Source organism: Arthrobacter sp. Leaf234 (assembly GCF_001422665.1).
Lineage (GTDB): Bacteria > Actinomycetota > Actinomycetes > Actinomycetales > Micrococcaceae > Arthrobacter_D.
Genome location: NZ_LMLU01000008.1, coordinates 146,281 through 163,095 on the forward strand (window position 1 = coordinate 146,281; position 16,815 = coordinate 163,095).

At 71.3% G+C, this 16,815-nt stretch carries 16 protein-coding genes and 1 riboswitch; of the genes, 4 read left to right on the forward strand and 12 right to left on the reverse strand.

Annotated elements, in window-relative coordinates; genetic code table 11:
- The first annotated feature begins 23 nt into the window (after positions 1 to 23).
- Positions 24 to 1,649: a M28 family peptidase gene (locus ASF21_RS14335; RefSeq protein ID WP_055772700.1), complete on the forward strand. Its 1,626-nt coding sequence runs from the start codon at positions 24 to 26 to the stop codon at positions 1,647 to 1,649.
- 86 nt (positions 1,650 to 1,735) lie between these two features.
- On the opposite strand, the gene ASF21_RS14340 is transcribed toward ASF21_RS14335, so the two are convergent.
- Complete coding sequence (locus ASF21_RS14340; RefSeq protein WP_055772703.1) at positions 1,736 to 2,698, reverse strand: DMT family transporter; 963 nt, start codon at positions 2,696 to 2,698, stop codon at positions 1,736 to 1,738.
- A gap of 40 nt (positions 2,699 to 2,738) precedes the next feature.
- On the opposite strand from ASF21_RS14340, the gene ASF21_RS14345 reads away from it, so the two are divergent.
- On the forward strand, positions 2,739 to 2,966 hold the full coding sequence (locus ASF21_RS14345; protein ID WP_055772707.1) for an RNA-binding S4 domain-containing protein: 228 nt from the start codon (positions 2,739 to 2,741) through the stop codon (positions 2,964 to 2,966).
- 98 nt (positions 2,967 to 3,064) lie between these two features.
- Here the strand turns inward: ASF21_RS14345 and ASF21_RS14350 are convergent, their stop codons facing one another.
- Complete coding sequence (locus tag ASF21_RS14350) at positions 3,065 to 3,745, reverse strand: alpha/beta hydrolase (protein ID WP_055772710.1); 681 nt, start codon at positions 3,743 to 3,745, stop codon at positions 3,065 to 3,067.
- Between the two features lie 146 nt (positions 3,746 to 3,891).
- On the opposite strand from ASF21_RS14350, the gene ASF21_RS14355 reads away from it, so the two are divergent.
- On the forward strand, positions 3,892 to 4,710 hold the full coding sequence (locus tag ASF21_RS14355; RefSeq protein ID WP_055772850.1) for an SGNH/GDSL hydrolase family protein: 819 nt from the start codon (positions 3,892 to 3,894) through the stop codon (positions 4,708 to 4,710).
- A 229-nt stretch (positions 4,711 to 4,939) separates the two neighbouring features.
- Here the strand turns inward: ASF21_RS14355 and ASF21_RS14360 are convergent, their stop codons facing one another.
- The 3 genes from ASF21_RS14360 to ASF21_RS14370 form a co-directional block, all read right to left on the reverse strand.
- Positions 4,940 to 5,182 (reverse strand): hypothetical protein, encoded by a 243-nt coding sequence (locus tag ASF21_RS14360; RefSeq protein ID WP_055772713.1) that lies wholly within the window; start codon positions 5,180 to 5,182, stop codon positions 4,940 to 4,942.
- 138 nt (positions 5,183 to 5,320) lie between these two features.
- Positions 5,321 to 6,460 carry a homoserine O-acetyltransferase MetX gene (gene metX, locus ASF21_RS14365; protein WP_082471602.1) on the reverse strand — a complete coding sequence of 380 codons (1,140 nt, stop codon included), beginning with the start codon at positions 6,458 to 6,460 and terminating at the stop codon, positions 5,321 to 5,323.
- A 6-nt stretch (positions 6,461 to 6,466) separates the two neighbouring features.
- Entirely contained in the window at positions 6,467 to 7,783 is a 1,317-nt protein-coding gene (locus tag ASF21_RS14370) for a bifunctional o-acetylhomoserine/o-acetylserine sulfhydrylase (protein ID WP_055772716.1), read from the reverse strand.
- An 81-nt stretch (positions 7,784 to 7,864) separates the two neighbouring features.
- Positions 7,865 to 7,981: riboswitch (SAM riboswitch) on the reverse strand.
- A 241-nt stretch (positions 7,982 to 8,222) separates the two neighbouring features.
- Here ASF21_RS14370 and ASF21_RS14375 point away from each other — a divergent pair.
- Complete coding sequence (locus ASF21_RS14375; protein ID WP_055772719.1) at positions 8,223 to 8,864, forward strand: VOC family protein; 642 nt, start codon at positions 8,223 to 8,225, stop codon at positions 8,862 to 8,864.
- Between the two features lie 88 nt (positions 8,865 to 8,952).
- On the opposite strand, the gene ASF21_RS14380 is transcribed toward ASF21_RS14375, so the two are convergent.
- The 7 genes from ASF21_RS14380 to ASF21_RS14410 form a co-directional block, all read right to left on the reverse strand.
- Positions 8,953 to 9,258 (reverse strand): DUF1540 domain-containing protein, encoded by a 306-nt coding sequence (locus ASF21_RS14380; RefSeq protein ID WP_055772722.1) that lies wholly within the window; start codon positions 9,256 to 9,258, stop codon positions 8,953 to 8,955.
- Positions 9,259 to 9,399: 141 nt separating this feature from the next.
- On the reverse strand, positions 9,400 to 10,263 hold the full coding sequence (locus ASF21_RS14385; RefSeq protein ID WP_082471603.1) for a CPBP family intramembrane glutamic endopeptidase: 864 nt from the start codon (positions 10,261 to 10,263) through the stop codon (positions 9,400 to 9,402).
- Between the two features lie 113 nt (positions 10,264 to 10,376).
- Positions 10,377 to 11,603 (reverse strand): amidohydrolase family protein, encoded by a 1,227-nt coding sequence (locus ASF21_RS14390; protein ID WP_055772724.1) that lies wholly within the window; start codon positions 11,601 to 11,603, stop codon positions 10,377 to 10,379.
- A complete protein-coding gene (locus tag ASF21_RS14395) occupies positions 11,603 to 13,168 on the reverse strand; it encodes a formimidoylglutamate deiminase (protein ID WP_235499002.1) in 1,566 nt (521 codons plus the stop codon). The genes ASF21_RS14390 and ASF21_RS14395 overlap by 1 nt, the downstream gene beginning before the upstream one ends.
- Positions 13,165 to 14,382 (reverse strand): allantoate amidohydrolase, encoded by a 1,218-nt coding sequence (locus ASF21_RS14400; RefSeq protein ID WP_055772727.1) that lies wholly within the window; start codon positions 14,380 to 14,382, stop codon positions 13,165 to 13,167. The genes ASF21_RS14395 and ASF21_RS14400 overlap by 4 nt, the downstream gene beginning before the upstream one ends.
- 38 nt (positions 14,383 to 14,420) lie before the next feature.
- Positions 14,421 to 16,082: a urocanate hydratase gene (hutU, locus tag ASF21_RS14405; RefSeq protein ID WP_055772730.1), complete on the reverse strand. Its 1,662-nt coding sequence runs from the start codon at positions 16,080 to 16,082 to the stop codon at positions 14,421 to 14,423.
- A complete protein-coding gene (locus tag ASF21_RS14410; RefSeq protein ID WP_055772732.1) occupies positions 16,079 to 16,762 on the reverse strand; it encodes an IclR family transcriptional regulator in 684 nt (227 codons plus the stop codon). The genes hutU and ASF21_RS14410 overlap by 4 nt, the downstream gene beginning before the upstream one ends.
- Between the last annotated feature and the right edge of the window lie 53 nt (positions 16,763 to 16,815).

Consider the following 16,815-nt stretch of genomic DNA (forward strand, 5'->3'; position numbering starts at 1 on the left):
CCGCTCGCACCCAAAGGACACCCATGCCCCGTTCCTTCGTACGCCCGCGCGCCCGCATCGGACGCTCGGCGCTGGCCCTCGCCGGCAGCCTCGCCCTCGTGGCGAGCGGCAGCTTCGCGGCCAACGCCGCGCCGACGTTCGACAACAGCACCAACAACTCCTCCAAGAAGCTCCGGGCGGCGGTGACGGTCGAGAAGGTGGTGGGGCACCTCACGGCCCTCGACGCCATCGCCGAGGCCAACGGCAACACCCGCGCCTCGGGCACCGAGGGCTATTCGGCGTCCGTCGACTACATCGTGGGCAAGCTCACGGCAGCGGGCTACTCGCCGACCGTCCAGTCCTTCCTCTTCCCGTTCTTCGCCGAGTTGAGCCCCGCCGTGCTGGAGCAGTCCACGCCCGACGACGTCACCTACGGCGCCGAGGACGTGGCCACGATGACGTTCTCAGGTGCCGGGGACGTCTCCGGCGAGATCCGCACGGTGGACACCACGGGAACCGCGAGCGCGGCCGGCACCAGTGGCTGCGAGACCACGGACTTCGCCGGCTTCACGGCCGGCTCGATCGCACTGGTGCAGCGCGGCGGCTGCACCTTCGCCATCAAGGCCGCCAATGCCGAGGCCGCGGGCGCGACGGCGGTCATCATCTTCAACACCGGCGTGGGCGGCAACACCGCCGCGGTCGCCGGCACGCTGGGGGCACCCGACCTCGTGGGCATCCCCGTCGTCGGAGCCAGTTTCGCCGCCGGCAACGACCTCCTGGGCGAGGGCGCCACCGGCCGTGTCGCCGTCGACACCATCTCCGAGAACCGGGAGACCTACAACGTCATCGCCGAGACCGGCACCGGGGATCCTGACAACGTGGTCATGGTCGGAGCGCACCTCGACAGCGTGCTCGCCGGACCCGGGATCAACGACAACGGGACGGGCAGCGCCGGGATCCTCGCCGTGGCAGAGGGCATGGCCAAGGTCAAGACGGCCAACAAGGTCCGCTTCGCGTGGTGGGGTGCCGAGGAGGAGGGCCTGCTGGGCGCCGAGTACTACGTGGCCGACCTCGTGGAGAAGGATGAGCTCGATCGCGTGGGCCTCTACCTGAACTTCGACATGATCGGCTCGCCGAACTTCGGCCGCTTCGTGTACGACGGCGACAACTCCGCCTTCCCGGTGGGTCCCGACGCGGCGGCCGGTCCTGAGGGATCGGGCCGGATCGAGCAGGACTTCCACGACTACTTCGCATCGGTGGGCCTGGCCTCGGGTGAGACCGCGTTCAGCGGCAGGAGCGACTACGGACCCTTCATCGCGGAGGGCGTCCCCGCGGGTGGCCTCTTCACCGGAGCCGAGGGCATCAAGACCCCCGAGCAGGCCGCCCTGTTCGGTGGAGTGGCCGGCGCGCCCTACGACGCCTGCTACCACGCGGCCTGCGACGACACGAACAACCTCAGCATCGAGGCCCTCGACCAGCTGAGCGACGCCATCGCTCACCTGACCGTGACCTACGCGTCGAGCACGTTCGCCGTGAATGGTGCCGGCACTCCCGTGAAGGGCAAGGGCAAGAAGGACCGCTTCGACGGCAACCCCCTCGGCGGCGGCACGGAGAGTGGCGGCGGGCTCCACCCGGAGCACGACCACGACCACGAGGTCGCGGACCGCTAGCACGACCAGCACGACCAGCACGACCAGCAGGGGCTGCTCCCGACGGGGCAGCCCCTGCTGCGTGCGGCGGGGTCAGGGGACCGGGCTCAGGGAGTGACGCGGCGCGGCCAGGGCAGCGTGGTCAGGATGATGGCGCCGAGCGTCAGCAGGGTCCCGGCCACGGTCGCGAAGGCCACGATGGTCCCGGGCGCCGGGACCACGAGGTCGAGCAGGAGCGAGCCGACGAGCTGCCCGCCGATCATGCACAGACCGGTGAGGAGGACGCCGAGGCTCCGCACCAGCAGTGCGCCGAGGGCGATGAAAATGCACCCCATGGGTCCGCCGAGGTAGTACCACCACTCGGAGGGCAGGGGGTTCCCCGGTCCGGCGATCACGAGCTTGACCAGCCAGGCCGCCAGCAGGACCGCCGTCCCGGCGATGAAGTTCATGAGGGTCGCGGCGAGGGGCGTGCCGTAGTGCAGGGACGCCGTGCCGTTCATGGCCTGCTGGAAGCTGAGCAGCACGCCTCCGGCGACGGGCAGCAGGACGGGCAGGAGCCAGCTGGAGACCTCGCCGGCTCCCCCGAACCGCGGCGAGACGGCCCAGACGACGGAGAGGACGGTCAGGACGACGCCGATGACGCGCATGGCGGTGACGGCCCGCTTCCCACCCGGCCCGATCCCGGCCCGGTCCACCAGGAGTCCGCTCAGCGACTGGCCCATCACGGCGGCCACGGTGAACAGGGCGACGCCGATCAAGCCGATGGTCAGGGACTGCGTGAAGACGAAGAACGCACCGATCGCACCGGCGGCGATGTAGAAGGGCGGGAACCGGCGCTCACGCACCGAGGGGAGGATCTGCAGCGCACCGGCGCGTGCGGACGGCAGCGCCAGGGTGATGACGATCATCACCACCAGGCCCGTGCCGAAACTGATCAGGGCGGCGGCGATACCGTCCCCCAGGGCGGTACCGAGCGCACCGTTGATCCGGCCCTGGACGGGTACCGCGAGTCCCGCGGCGAGGGCGAGCGGAAAGCTGACGGAGGGAGGGAGCAAAGGCGCGTCGGACACCCGTACAGCCTAGTCCGGCGGCATCCGGCATGATGGACGCATGACCGACGACTCCAGCACAGAACTGCCCATCCGGGATGACATGATCCGCCTGGGGCAGCTGCTGAAGCTCGCCTCCCTCGCGGAGGACGGCGTGGAGGCGAAGACCCTCATCGACAACGGGCTGGTGCACGTGAACGGGGAGATCGAGGAACGGCGCGGACGCCAGCTCCACCCGGGTGACACCATCAGCGTCAACGGCGAGACGGTGCGGCTCACCCGCGGCTGACGGTTCCCCGACGCGGGTGGTCCGCACCGCGCGGCTTCGGCGCATCCGTCGCCGCCGGGTCGTCCACGGTGGTCCTCCCGCCGCGTCCGGATCCGGCGTCAGCGCTTCCCGAGCACCGTCATCGCGAGGAACTCGCGGACATGGGCCAGCTCCTGCACGTTGATGCTGTGGAACATGTTCGAGTAGAGGATCTTCGTCAGTTTCGTGTGGGTGGTCAGCCAGGCGTGGGTGACCTCGATCATCTCCGCAGTGATGACCTGGTCCTCCTGGTCCCGCCCCCAGAAGAACGGCGTGGGGGTCGCAGCGGCGTCCTCGTCCCGGAAGAACGCATGACCCTCCGAGGGGACGGTGAAGCCGGAGAGCCCGACGACGCAGGTGAAGTCCGCGGGTCGGTGCCGCAGGAGCGAGGTCGCCACCGCCATCCCCTGCGAGAACCCGAGGATGCTGACGCTGGTATGCACGTCGCGTACGGTGTCGAGCCACTCCGAGACAGCACCGACACCAGCGACAACGCGCTCCACGGAGTAGTCGGCATCACGGGCCAGGGGGAACCACGAGTAGCCGGGGCCCACGGCCAGCGGCGCCCGGACGGAGGCCACGGTGAACTCACCGGGCAGGTGGTCCGTCAGGCCCATGAGGTCCTCCTCGTCGGCCATGTAGCCGTGGAACAGGACGAGCAGGGGCGTACCTGCGCGCTCGGACTCGGGCCTGGACCAGAGGACCACCGGCTCCCAAGAGCGTGGCTCGGGCGCGGCGGTGCCGGAGGCGGATTCAGTCATGCCGTCCATCCTGTCACGGGGCGATGACTCCCTGCACTCCGGATGGCTGGTGTCCGGCGGCCGGCAGCGGTCACAATGGTGCGGTGAGTGCAGCGAACACCGGGGGTCCCCCGCAGAGCAACGCCCAGCCCATCCCGAACGGCCCGATGATCGACCCCACCCTCAACTCCGAGCCGCACCCGTGGCATCGCTACGTGGCACTCGGTGACTCCTTCACCGAGGGGATCGGCGATCCGAACCCGGCCAGCGTCGGCGGTAACCGCGGCTGGGCGGACCGCGTCGCCGAGGAACTGGCGCGCGGCCAGTCGAACTTCGCCTACGCGAACCTCGCCGTGCGCGGGCGCCTCCTCCAGCAGATCGTCGACCAGCAGGTCGACGCCGCGATCACCCTGCGTCCCGACCTCGTCACCATCTCGGCAGGCGGCAACGACCTGCTGCGTCCGGGCGGCGATCCCGATCTGCTCGCGGCCAAGCTCGACGACGTCGTCGGGACCCTCGCCGGTTCGGGGACGACCGTGGTGCTGTTCACGGGGCCGGACGTGCGCGAGACCGTCCTCGGGAGCATCCGCTCCAAGACCGCGATCTACAACGAGAACCTGCGCACCATCGCGACGCGGCACGAGGCGGTCATCGCGGACATGTGGGCGCTCCGGCAGCTGCTCGATCCGCAGATGTGGTCCACGGACAGGCTGCACTTCTCGCCGCTCGGCCACCACACCATCGCCGCGATGGTCCTCGACACCCTCGCGGTGAGGCACACCCTCGAGCCGCTGCAGCCCAAGGAGCTGCCGGCTCGCACCTGGCGGGCCGCACGCGCGGAGGACCTCGTGTGGGCACGCGAGTACTTCGTGCCGTGGGTCCTGCGCCGCCTGCGGCACCAGTCCTCGGGAGACGGCGTCACCGCCAAGCGGCTCGAACCGGCACCGATCTTCGGACCGGGCATGCCACCGGGCGCCGCGGACTAGCTCGCCGTCCGCCGCGGCACGCGGGGCCGTCCGCCGCCCCTCGCTCGTCGGCCCGGGGACCAGTGTTCCCGGCGTCCCGGAGGCGAGCCGTCCCGCGTCCCGGACGCGACCCTTCACCGCGTCCCAGGGACGACCCTTCCCAGCGTCCCGGAGACGACGATGACCGGTCGGCGGGCAGCCGACCGGTCATCACCGGTGTCTTGAGGGCGCCGAGGGCGACGCCCTGGAGTCAGCTCTCGAGCGCGACCTCGCCGTTGGCGACCGCGTCCGCGCAGGCGCTGAGATCGGGCCCCGGCTTGAAGTCGACGAACTGCGGCTTGAGCTTCTCGAAGAGGAACTCGTAGACCTCGTCGCGGGACTTGCCGTCCATGGTCTCCGCCGCCTCCTTCACCGCGCCCTGCAGCGCCCGGTCGGCGTCGAGCAGGATCTTGTCGCGTGCTTCCTGGTTCCAGCCAATGGTGCTCAGTTCCATGAACAGCTCCTCTTCATCCGTCGGTGTGGTGCGCGCGGGACAGGGTCCCGGGCTTGCCTGCCGGCAATCGATAAGCAGGCTTAGCTCCCAGCCTAGGGGCAGGCCCGGAGAAACCCAACAGCAGCCGCCGCGAAACTTCTACTTCGCGTAGAAGGCATCGCGCAACTGCGCGTCGAGCTGGTGGATCTCCGTGAGGAAGGCATCGTGGCCCACCGGTGAGGTGATCGTGTGGACGGGCACCTCCCCGGGCAGCCCCGCCGCCAGGCGATGGGACTGCCCGGGGACGTACAGCCGGTCGGAGCCGACCGCCGCGACGAAGAACTGTGCCGGCGCGGCAGCGAGGGCGGCGTCGAGGCTCCCCCGGGCGCGGCCGGCGTCGTGGCTCATGAGCGCCTCCGTCAGGATCACGTAGCTGTTGGCATCGAACCGGTCCACCAGCTTCTCGGCCTGGTGGTCGAGGTAACTCTCCACCTGGTACCGCCCACGGTCGGCGGGCACCACCGCACCGAGGGGTTGCTCGGCATCCTGCTCGCTCCGGCCGAAGCGTGTCTCGAACTCCCCTTCCGAGCGGTAGGTGATGTGGGCGATGCGGCGCGCCAGCCCGAGGCCCGCATCCGGATGCGGACCGTCGTAGTAGTCGCCGCCGCGGTAGGCGGGATCCAGGCGGATCGCCTGCAGCTGCGCCTGGGCGAACGCTATCTGTTCGGCCGAACTGGCGGCTGTGCAGGCGATGACGGCGCATCGCTCCACGCGGTCCGGGTACATCAGGGCCCACTCGAGGGCACGCGCGCCTCCCATGGATCCGCCGAGGACCGAGTGCCAGCGGTGGATGCCGAGCTGGTCGGCGAGCAACGCCTCCGCCCGAACCCCGTCCCGGATGGTGACGAACGGGAAACGGGAGCCCCAGGGGGCACCGTCGGGCGCCAGGCTGGCCGGCCCCGTCGAGCCGTAGCAGCCGCCCACCATGTTGATCGACACCACGAAGAAGCGGTCCGTGTCCACCGTCCGCCCGGGGCCCACGAGCGCGTCCCACCAGCCCTCCTCCTCCGACGCACCGCGTGCGACGTGCGAGCTGCCCGTGAGGGCGTGCTGCACCAGCACCGCGTTCGATGCCTCCGCATCCAGCTCCCCCCACGTCTCGAAGGCGAGCTGCACGTCCGGCAGCGCGCCCCCGGTCTCGAGGGCCAGGGGGCCGATCGGGGCGACGCGCAGGAACCCGTCCCCCGAGGGGCCGGCGTCGTTCCCCTGGTGCAGCGGAGCGGGAGGGTAGGTGGTCACGAAGGGTCAGGCTCCTTTGGCCGCTCGGAAGCCGGCGTCGAGGTCGGCGAGGATGTCGGTGATGTTCTCGAGTCCCACGGACAGGCGGACGAGGCCCGGCCGGACGCCCGCCGTGAGCTGCGCCTCCGCGCCGAGCTGGCTGTGGGTGGTGGATGCGGGGTGGATGACGAGCGACCGCACATCCCCCACGTTCGCCACGTGCGAGTGCAGTTCGAGACCGTCGACGAAGCGCTTGCCCGCCTCGAGCCCCCCGGCGATGTCGAAGCTCACGATCGCCCCCGTGCCGATGCGCCCGTACTTCCGGCCGCGCTCGTACCAGGGGCTGGACGGCAGGCCCGCGTAGGAGACCCGCTCGACGTCGTCGTGCGCCTCCAGCCACTCGGCGACGGCCTGGGCGTTCTGCACATGCCGCTCCACCCTGAGGCTGAGCGTCTCGAGGCCCTGCGCGATCAGGAAGGCGTTGAACGGAGAGACCGCGGCGCCGAGATCGCGCAGGAGCTGCACCCGTGCCTTGAGGATGTAGGCGAGGTTGGCGCCGAGCGGGCTTCCGACACCGAGGTCACGCGCGTAGACGAGTCCGTGGTAGCTCTCGTCCGGCGTGTTGAAGCCGGGGAACCGCTCCGGGTACCGGGCGAAGTCGAAGTTCCCGGAGTCCACGATCACGCCCGCGATCGCGGTGCCGTGCCCGCCCAGGTATTTCGTGGCCGAGTGGACCACGATATCCGCGCCCCACTCGATGGGCCGGATGAGATACGGGGTGGAGAGCGTGTTGTCCACGATCAGCGGGAGCCCGTGCTCGTGGGCGACACCGCTGATGCCCTCCAGATCGAGGACGTCCTGGCGGGGATTGGAGACCACTTCGCCGAAGAAGAGCTTGGTGTTCGGGCGGACCGCCGCACGCCACTGCTCGAGATCGTCCGGGTCCTCCACGAACGTGGTCTCGATCCCGAATTTCTTCAGTGTGTGCCTGAACAGGTTGTACGTACCCCCGTAGAGGCTCGGGCTGGCGACGATGTGGTCCCCCGCCTCGGCGATGTTCAGCACCGCGAAGGTCCCGGCGGCCTGGCCCGAGGCGAGGAGCAGCGCACCGACGCCACCCTCCAGGCTCGCGATCCGGGTCTCCACGGCCTCCTGCGTCGGATTGCCGATCCGGGTGTAGATGGGCGCGAGCTCGGTCAGCGAGAACCGGTTCGCCGCACTCTCGGCGCTCGGGAACACGAACGAGGAGGTCTGGTAGATGGGGAGGGCCCGGGACCCCGTGGCTGCGTCCGGCACCTGGCCGGCGTGGATCTGGCGTGTCTCGAAAGACCAATCGTTGGACATGGTGCTCCCTGTCGGTAGGGGCCCTGCGATCTCCGATGCTCCCGCCGACAGTTCCGGCTCCGGGAGACCGGGCCCCGCAGGAGCCCGCGCTTGAACGACGCCGAACCGGCGCCGGACCTGGTCCTCACCCGGGGCACCCCACCGCGGTTGGAGGGTTGCCGGCCAGCAAGCCGGGGCTTCGTGCTGGCACTCATGACCTGCACCCATGAAAACGTATGGGAGCGTGTCCGGCAACCCGTGTGACCCTCCGTGAAGCCGGCACGGAACGTCGCCCCAGGTGCCCCTCCGGTTCCCGGCGGTGCCTCGCGCCGGCATCCGACCCACCGGCTCTGTGCTCCGCCGCCGCCTCGGACGGCGCTCCGGCAGGGCCGGTGGGCGCTGTCCACGGGTAAGGCGGCCCTAAGTCGAGAGGTGCATCACTTAGTGCCAAAATAACCGCATGCGCCTGGACCACGTCTCTTATGCCTGTGAACCCGATGGACTTGCCGCGACCGCCGACCGGATCTCGGCCCGGCTCGGCATGGAGCCCGTGAAGGGCGGTGTGCACCCGCGTTTCGGCACCCGCAACATGATCTTCCCGCTGGCCAACAGCCAGTACCTCGAGGTCGTGGAGGTGCTGAACCACCCTGCGTCGGACAAGGCGCCCTTCGGCCAGGCCGTCCGCGCCCGCTCCGAGGCCGGCGGAGGCTGGATGGGCTGGTGCGTCGCTGTCGACGACCTGGGCCCGTTCGAGGAACGCCTCGGCCGCAGCGCCGTCCCAGGGAACCGCAAGTTCCCGGACGGCCAGGAACTGACCTGGCAGCAGATCGGCATCAAGGGCCTCATCGCGGACCCGCAGGTCCCCTACCTCCTCCGCTGGGACGAGGGCACCGAGGAACTCCACCCGTCCAAGGCACGCCCGGCGTCGGTCAAGCTCGACTGCCTGACCATCGCGGGGTCCTCCGAGCGCGTCACCGAGTGGCTCGGCACTGCGGTCGAGGAGACGCTCGACGGCGTCCAGGTGCAGTGGATCGCTCCGAACGGCACCCCCGGCATCATGTCCGTGACCTTCGAGACCGGCGAGGGACGCGTCGAGATCTGAGAGCTCGCGACGAGGCGAACACGGAGAAGGACCGGACTGTCGTCCGGTCCTTCTCCGTGTGGCGGCCGTTGTCGACCGCCTCAGCCGGTCAGGCGTGCGTGTAGGTGAGGCAGTCAGCGGCCTCGGCACCCGGACCCACTTTCACGGCCGGCGCGCTGCAGAGGAGATCGTGGTTGAAGCTGCACTCGGAGCGCTGGCAGGCGCCGACGTGCGCGAGCATCTTCGGCAGCCCGCCGCTGATGGACGTGTCGATGAACGTGGCACACGAGGCGTGCTCCTCGCTGCCCGACACCGTGATGGCGACGGCGGTGCAGCCGTCGTGGTTGAAGGAGCAGTTGCGGACACTGCACTCGGAGACACTGGTGACACTGGGGGCACTGGGGGCGCTGCTCATGATTCCTCCTGGCTGGTCCGGTGGGGTCCCTGTCGGAGCCGCCGTTGTCTGTGCCGGATGAAGTGAGCATAAACCCGTAATTAGCGGATAATTTAGTCATGATTCGTGCGCGCAAATGAACAAAGGGAAGCCTTTCTTTATTCAACCGCCAATTCCGATGGCCGGTCCGATGAGCGCGAATCCGACGAAACCGGTGATGTCGATGAGCGCGTGCGCGATCACCAGCGGCATGATACGGCGCGTGCGCGTGTAGAACCAGCCGAACAGCAGACCCATCAGGACGTTGCCGATGAACGGGCCGAAACCCTGGTACAGGTGATAGCTGCCGCGCAGGAGGGCACTGCTGACGACGATGGCGGGCGTCGACCATCCGAGCTCACGCAACCGGATGAACAGATACCCCACCACGATCACCTCCTCCAGCACGGCGTGCCGCACCGCGGACAGGACGAGCACCGGGATGGTCCACCAGTAGGCGTCCAGCGCCGCCGGGACGAGCGCGGTGGTGATGCCGAGCGCCCTCCCCCCGGCGTAGACGCCGAGCGTCCCGACGCCGATGATGCCCGCGAGCCCGACGCCGAAACCCACCGTCCGGAGCGGTTTCTCGAACGTGAACCCGAGCCGGCGGAAGGCGGAGACCCCGTGACCGCCGAGGAGGTAGAGGACCAGGGCCACCGGGACCAGCGCGAAGGCGATGTTCAGGAGCTGGTACGTGAGATCGAAGTACTGGCGCTCGTTGAGCACCGGATTCAGTGTGGTGGTCTGGGCGGCGAGCGGTCCGCGGGTGAGCTTCTCCGCGAGGTTGACGATCGCGTAGACGCCGGACTGCCCGAGCGAGAGTCCGAGGACGATGAGCAGCTCCACCCTGATGCGGCGCCGAGGAGCGGAGGCCGGCCCCGACGTGGGCTCGGGCGTGCCGCCGGTCCCGGATGCACGTGGTCCGGACCGGGACGTGGACGGGGACCCGGGCTGCAGGTGTGCGGAGGAGGGAGGATCCGGATGCATGGCGTCATCCTCCCAGCGCCGGCTGGGGATTCCCAACCCGCCGTCGAGCACTCTGCGTGCCGGACGGTCCGGACGGTCCGGACGGTCCGGACGGTCCGGACGGCCCGGACGGGCTAGCGGACGCGCGTGCCCGCCTTCCACACCGCATGCACGAGCGGCATCCCCGGCCGGTAGGCCAGGTGAGCCGCCGACGGCGCGTTCAGCAGTTGCAGGTCGGCCCTGTGTCCCACCGCGAGAGAGCCGACCGCCCGGCGTCCGTCGGCGTCGTCGCCCGCGTGCCGGCGCAGGGCGAGGGCTCCGCCGTAGGTCGCGGCGCGCACGGCCTCGTGGACGGTGAGGCCCATCTGCAGGACGGCCGTGGCGACGCAGAAGCCCATGGAGCTGGTGTAGGACGTCCCGGGGTTGCAGTTGCTCGCGAGCGCGATCTGGACTCCGGCGTCGAGGAGCCGGCGCGCGGGCGGGAAGGGTTGCCGGGTCGAGAGGTCGCAGGCGGGCAGGCACGTCGCGACGGTGCCGGGTCGTCCATGCCCGGCGTTCCAGGGGCCGGCGTTCGAGGTGCCGGCGTCCCAGGTGCCGGCGAGCGCGTCGACATCGCCGTCGGCCAGGTGGTTGACGTGGTCCACGCTGGCGGCGCCGAACTCGACGGCCAGGGCCACCCCGTGGCCGGGGCCCAGCTGGTTGCCGTGCACGCGCAGGCCGAGTCCGGCCGCGGCGCAGGCGGCGAGGACGCGGCGGGACTGGTCGGCCGTGAAGGCACCGGTCTCGCAGAAGACGTCCGCCCAGCGGACGAAGGGGCGGACGGCGTCGAGCATCGGTCCGCAGACGAGGTCCGTGTACGCGTCCGCGTCCCACCCGCGCGGGACGAGGTGCGCGCCGAGGAAGGTGACCTCGTCGACGACGCCGGCGGCGATGCGCGCGCTGCGGGCCTCGTGCCCGACATCGAGCCCGTACCCCGTCTTCGTCTCGACGTAGGTGGTCCCGCCCGAGGCGGCCTCGGCGACCCGGGCCAGCAGGAGGCGCGTGAGGTCGTAGTCCCCCGCGGCGCGCGTCGCCTCGACCGTGACGGCGATGCCGCCCGCGGCATAGGACTCCCCCGCCATCCGGGCCTCGAACTCGGCGGTGCGATCGCCGGCGAAGACGAGGTGCGTATGACTGTCCACCCAGCCGGGCAGGCCCGCGCGGCCACCGGCGTCGTAGGCCGTGTCCGCCGCGGGTGCTGCCGAGGCCGGGCCGATCCAGCTGATCCGCTCCCCCTCGAGGACCACGGCGGCATCTTGCAGGACGGCGTGCCCGGCGTCCTGCGTCGTCAGCTCGCCGATGTGCGTGATGAGGATGGACATCAGTGCCGCTCCCGGGGGTGGATGTAGCTGGATGCGGAGGTCTGACCGTCGGCGGCCACCGCGGCGTCCAGCCGGTCGATCGCTGCGACGAGCGACCCGGCGGGATCCCCGAGGGTGACGTGGGTACCGTTCCGGGCGGTGAGCACCCCGCCGACGACGACGCCCGTCACGTCCTGCGCCGTCGCCGTGTAGGCGAGCTGGTCCCACGAGGACCCGGCGGTACGGGCGGTGTGCGGATCGATGGCCATGAGGTCGGCGACGGACCCGGCACCGATGCCGGCGCTCCGGCGACCCTGCGCCCGGGCGCCGCCCGACGAGGCGATGCCGTGCAGGGTCTCCGGGTCGAAGTGGCCGCGCCGCCCGGTGCGGAGCCGCTCGCCGTATTCGAGCGCGCGCATCTCCAGCCAGGGGTCGACGACGGCGTGCTGGTCGGTGCCGAGCGCCAGGACCGCTCCCGCCGCGCGGAGCGGACCCGCCGGCCCAAGCCCGTCGGCGAGGTCCGCCTCGGTGGTGGGACAGAGCACGACACCGGCGCCCGCACCGCCGAGCAGGGCGATGTCCTCCTCGCCGAGATGGGTGGCGTGGACCACCGAGAGGCGCCGGTCCACGAGTCCGTGCCGCTGCAGCAGACCGGCGGGCGTCAGTCCGGTCGCGCGGAGGCAGTCCTCGTTCTCTGCGGGCTGCTCGGAGAGATGCACGTGGAGGGGCAGATCGGCCGGCAGCCGGTCCGCGATCACCGCGAGGTCCCGCTCCGGCACGGCCCGCACCGAGTGCAGGGCCGCCCCGACCGACACGTGGTGGTCCGGGTACAGCCCGGCGACGGTGGCCCGCAGCGCGTCCAGCCGCTCGAGCCACCGCTCTGCGCTCCCGTCCGAGAACCGGCGCTGCCCGTCCTCGAGCGGCTGCCCGAAACCGCCGGCGAGGTAGCACGTGTCGAGCAGGGTCAGCCGGATGCCGGCGCGCACGGCGGCTCGGGCGAGGGCGAGTTCCATCGCGTGGGGTTCGCCGGTCGCGTGGCCGTACGGCGTCCCGTCGGGAAGGTGGTGGATGTAGTGGAACTCGGCGACGCTCGTCCAGCCCGCGGCGACCATCTCGGCGTAGGCGGCGGTGGCGAGGTCCTCGTACAGTGCCGGCGTGAGGGCCCGTGCTACCCGGTACATCGTCTCCCGCCACGTCCAGAACGTCCCGCCGCGGTCGTGCGTCCGACCGCGCAGCGCCCGGTGGAAGGCGTGGGAGTGTCCGTTCGCGGCGGCGGGGAAGGCCACGCCGTGGAGGACGACGTCGCCCTCCTGCGCGGGGTGGCCCGGGCGGACGCCGGCCACGTACCCGTCGGCGTCGACCTCGATCCGCACGGCCTCGACCACGCCCTCCGTGCCGAGCCACGCGGACTCACACCAGACCGCCCGGACGGCACGGGACGCAGGATCGGCCGGGCCGCCGGTCAGTGCGTGACCGGCGGGACCCGCCGGGACTGCGAGGCCGCCGGGTCCTGCCGGGCGAACGAGGGCGGGGCCCGCCGGGCGAGCAGGGACGGCGCGCCCGATGCGGTGTGCGGCTCGGATCACAGCAGGTCTTCGAGCACGTCCGCGAGCGCGGTGGCGCCGGCGTCGGCGTCGTCGCGCTCCACGAACTCCTCCGGCGAGTGGCTGATGCCCGTGGGATTGCGGACGAAGAGCATGGCCGTCGGCGCGATGCTGCCGAGGATCCCGGCGTCGTGCCCCGCGCCCGTGGGCAGGGTCGGCGTGCCCGGGAAGGAACGCCCGAGTGCGTTGTGCAGTGTCCGCTGCAGGGCGCCGTCGAAGTGGACGGTGCTGCTGCGCGACTCCTCCGTGAGCGTGGCACGGCAGCCCTCGAAGGCGCAGATCTTCTGGGCCTGGCCGTGGATCTTCTCGATGAGCTGTGCGGTGACGGCGTCCTCCTCGTGGCGGACGTCGAGCCAGAGGTCCACGCGGGACGCGATGACGTTCGTTCCGCCGGGGACGGGCTGCAGCCGGCCGACGGTGGCCCGCGCCCCCTCCTGCTCGGCCGCGATCCTCCTGGCCGCGAGGACCACCTGCGCGGCGGCGACCATCGGGTCGGCACGGTCCGCCATGAGGGTGGTGCCGGCGTGGTTCCCCTGCCCGGTGATTGAGAGGCGCCAGCGACCGTGGCCCAGCATCGTGGAGCCGATGGCGACGGCGGAGTCGAGGTCGATCAGCCCGCGGCCCTGCTCCACGTGCAGCTCCACGAAGTCGCCGATCCGGCGGGCGGCCTCCTCGTCGCGGCCGAGGTGTGCGACGTCGATCCCGGCGGAACGCGCGGCGTCGGCGAAGGTGGTGCCGTCGGTGTCGGTGAGCGAGCGCACGTGGTCCGGGTCGAGGGAGCCGGTGAGCAGCCGGGAGCCGAGGCAGGACACCCCGAAGCGGGACCCCTCCTCCTCGGGGAACACCGTCACGGCCAGCGACCGGTGCGTCTGCACCCCGCGCTCGCGCAGGAGGTCCACGGCAGCGAGGGCCGAGGCGACACCGAGCGGCCCGTCGAACGCACCACCGCCGGGTACGGAGTCGAGGTGGCTGCCGGTGACCAGCGCGCCGTCGCGGCTGCCCGTGGCATCCCACCAACCCCACAGGATGCCGTTGCGGTCCGTCTCCACCGCGAGCCCGCGGGCCGTCGCCTCAGCGGCGAACCATTCGCGCAGCGACAGCTCGGCGGAGGTGAAGACCCCGCGGGAGTAGCCGCCGCGGGACGTGTCGCGGCCGACGTCGCTGATGGAGTCGAGGACGGTGGAGACGGTCTGCACGAGGGTGCCTTCCTGCGGTGGGGCGGGTGGTGTCCTGCTCAGGATTCCATGGGGATGCGCACGCCACGCTGGGAGGCGATCTCGCGTGCCCTCTCGTATCCCGCATCGACGTGGCGGATGACGCCCATGCCGGGATCGTTGGTGAGCAGGCGCTCGAGCTTCTGGGCGGCGAGCTCGGTGCCGTCGGCCACGGACACCTGGCCCGCATGGATGGACCGGCCGATCCCGACGCCGCCGCCGTGGTGGATGGACACCCAGGTGGCTCCGGAGGACGTGGTGAGCAGGGCGTTGAGCAGGGGCCAGTCGGCGACGGCGTCCGACCCGTCCGCCATGGCCTCCGTCTCGCGGTAGGGGGAGGCGACGGAGCCGGAATCGAGGTGGTCGCGGCCGATGACGATCGGCGCGGACACCCTGCCCTCCGCGACCAGGCGGTTGAAGAGCAGCCCGGCCTTCGCGCGGTCCCCGTACCCGAGCCAGCAGATCCGGGCGGGCAGGCCCTCGAACTCGACGTGCTCGGCGGCGGCGTCGAGCCAGCGGTGCAGGTGCACGTTGTCGGGGAACAGCTCCTTCAGGGCGGCATCGGTGACCGCGATGTCCGCCGGGTCCCCGGAGAGGGCCACCCAGCGGAACGGACCGAGCCCTTCGCAGAACAGCGGCCTGATGTAGGCGGGCACGAAGCCGGGGAAGGCGAAGGCGCGGCCGTAGCCGCCCTTCCGGGCCTCGTCGCGGATGGAGTTGCCGTAGTCGAATACTTCGGCGCCGGCGTCCTGGAAGCCCACCATCGCCTCGACCTGCAGGGCCATGGACACCTGGGCCTTCTTCGTGAAGCCGTCGGGGTCCGCCGCGGATTCACGCTCCCACTCGTCGGGGGCGATGCCTTCCGGCAGGTAGCTGAGCGGATCGTGCGCGGAGGTCTGGTCCGTGACGATGTCGACGTCGAACCCGCGCCGGAGCAGTTCGGGGAACACGGCGGCCGCATTCCCCACGACACCGACCGACAGAGCGCGCTTCTCACGCTTCGCGGCGAGGACCTGCGCGACGGCGTCGTCGAGCGTGTCCACCACGGTGTCCAGGTAGCGCTTGGCGACGCGGCGGCGGAGGCGCGCCTCGCTGACGTCGACGATCAGGACTGCCCCGCCGTTCAGGGTGACGGCGAGCGGCTGCGCACCACCCATGCCGCCGCACCCGCCCGTGAGCGTCAGGGTGCCGGCGAGGGTGCCGCCGAAGCGCTTGCGGGCGATCGCGGCGAAGGTCTCGTACGTGCCCTGCAGGATGCCCTGCGTGCCGATGTAGATCCAGGAGCCGGCCGTCATCTGCCCGTACATCATGAGGCCCTCGGCCTCCAGGCGGCGGAACTCCGGCCAGGTGGCCCAGTCCCCCACGAGGTTCGAGTTGGCGAGCAGGACGCGCGGAGCCCAGGGGTTCGTGCGGAAGACGCCGACGGGCTTGCCGGACTGCACGAGGAGCGTCTCGTCGTCGTCGAGCGTCTCGAGGGTGCGCACGATCGCGTCGTACGCCTCCCAGCTGCGCGCAGCCCTGCCCGTGCCGCCGTAGACGACCAGGTCCTCGGGGCGCTCGGCGACCTCGGGGTCGAGGTTGTTCATGAGCATGCGGAGCGGTGCCTCGGTCTGCCAGCTCTTCGCGGTGAGCTGCGTTCCGCGTGCCGCACGGATGGAGCGGGCGGGATCGTGGGTGGTCATGCGGGTTCTCCTGTCAGGTCGTGCCCGAGCGGGCCGGCCGGGATGTGGGCGAGCAGGTCCTCGGCCTCACGGGCGACGAGTGCGCCGAGGCGGCGAGCCTCCGTGGCGGTGATGCGGTAGCTGGGGACGACGACGCTGATCGCCGCGACCACGCGTCCGCCCGGGGACACCGGCGCGGCGACGGCCGTCACATCGGCCTCCACGCCGTCGCGCACGACGACGAAGCCGTCCGGCCCGGCTGCGCCCGCCAGGACCGCGCCGACAGCCGTGCCGTCCAGCGGGATGCTGCGCCCCACCCAGCTGGCGTGGCGCACCGAATGCGTCCCCTCGCGCATGGCGAGGTACACGCCCTGCCCGTCGTGCGACGGGACGCTCAGGTAGGCGGACTCCCCCGTCTGCCCCACCAGCCGTTCGAGGGCGGGCTCGGCGAGGGAGACGAGGGATTCCTGCCCGAGCGCCTGAGCCCCGAGCTGGACCACGCGGAGCCCGGGGCGGTAGGAGCCGTCGCCGTCCCGCCGGACGAAACCCGTGCTCTCGAGGGTGCGCAGGAGCCGCAGGGCGGTCGACGCCGAGAGCCCGGTCCCGCGCGCGGCGTCGGCGAGCGTGATCGATCCCGCCTCGCAGACAGCGCCGAGCAGCACCAGTGCCCGCTCCACCGTGCGGGTGGACGATTCCGCCATGCCGCCTCCTTGCTTTCGAACCGGTCCTGTATTTCACTTATTGAAACGTCCTT

What these genes read in the sequence shown, in the direction of transcription:
- ASF21_RS14355 (WP_055772850.1), top strand. Translation starts at nt 3,892, where the DNA reads ATGATCGACCCCACCCTCAACTCCGAGCCGCACCCGTGGCATCGCTAC.
- ASF21_RS14390 (WP_055772724.1), bottom strand. Translation starts at nt 11,603, where the DNA reads ATGTCCATCCTCATCACGCACATCGGCGAGCTGACGACGCAGGACGCC.
- ASF21_RS14370 (WP_055772716.1), bottom strand. Translation starts at nt 7,783, where the DNA reads ATGTCCAACGATTGGTCTTTCGAGACACGCCAGATCCACGCCGGCCAG.
- ASF21_RS14345 (WP_055772707.1), top strand. Translation starts at nt 2,739, where the DNA reads ATGACCGACGACTCCAGCACAGAACTGCCCATCCGGGATGACATGATC.
- ASF21_RS14360 (WP_055772713.1), bottom strand. Translation starts at nt 5,182, where the DNA reads ATGGAACTGAGCACCATTGGCTGGAACCAGGAAGCACGCGACAAGATC.
- ASF21_RS14350 (WP_055772710.1), bottom strand. Translation starts at nt 3,745, where the DNA reads ATGACTGAATCCGCCTCCGGCACCGCCGCGCCCGAGCCACGCTCTTGG.
- ASF21_RS14385 (WP_082471603.1), bottom strand. Translation starts at nt 10,263, where the DNA reads ATGCATCCGGATCCTCCCTCCTCCGCACACCTGCAGCCCGGGTCCCCG.
- ASF21_RS14410 (WP_055772732.1), bottom strand. Translation starts at nt 16,762, where the DNA reads ATGGCGGAATCGTCCACCCGCACGGTGGAGCGGGCACTGGTGCTGCTC.
- ASF21_RS14375 (WP_055772719.1), top strand. Translation starts at nt 8,223, where the DNA reads ATGCGCCTGGACCACGTCTCTTATGCCTGTGAACCCGATGGACTTGCC.
- ASF21_RS14380 (WP_055772722.1), bottom strand. Translation starts at nt 9,258, where the DNA reads ATGAGCAGCGCCCCCAGTGCCCCCAGTGTCACCAGTGTCTCCGAGTGC.
- ASF21_RS14335 (WP_055772700.1), top strand. Translation starts at nt 24, where the DNA reads ATGCCCCGTTCCTTCGTACGCCCGCGCGCCCGCATCGGACGCTCGGCG.
- hutU (WP_055772730.1), bottom strand. Translation starts at nt 16,082, where the DNA reads ATGACCACCCACGATCCCGCCCGCTCCATCCGTGCGGCACGCGGAACG.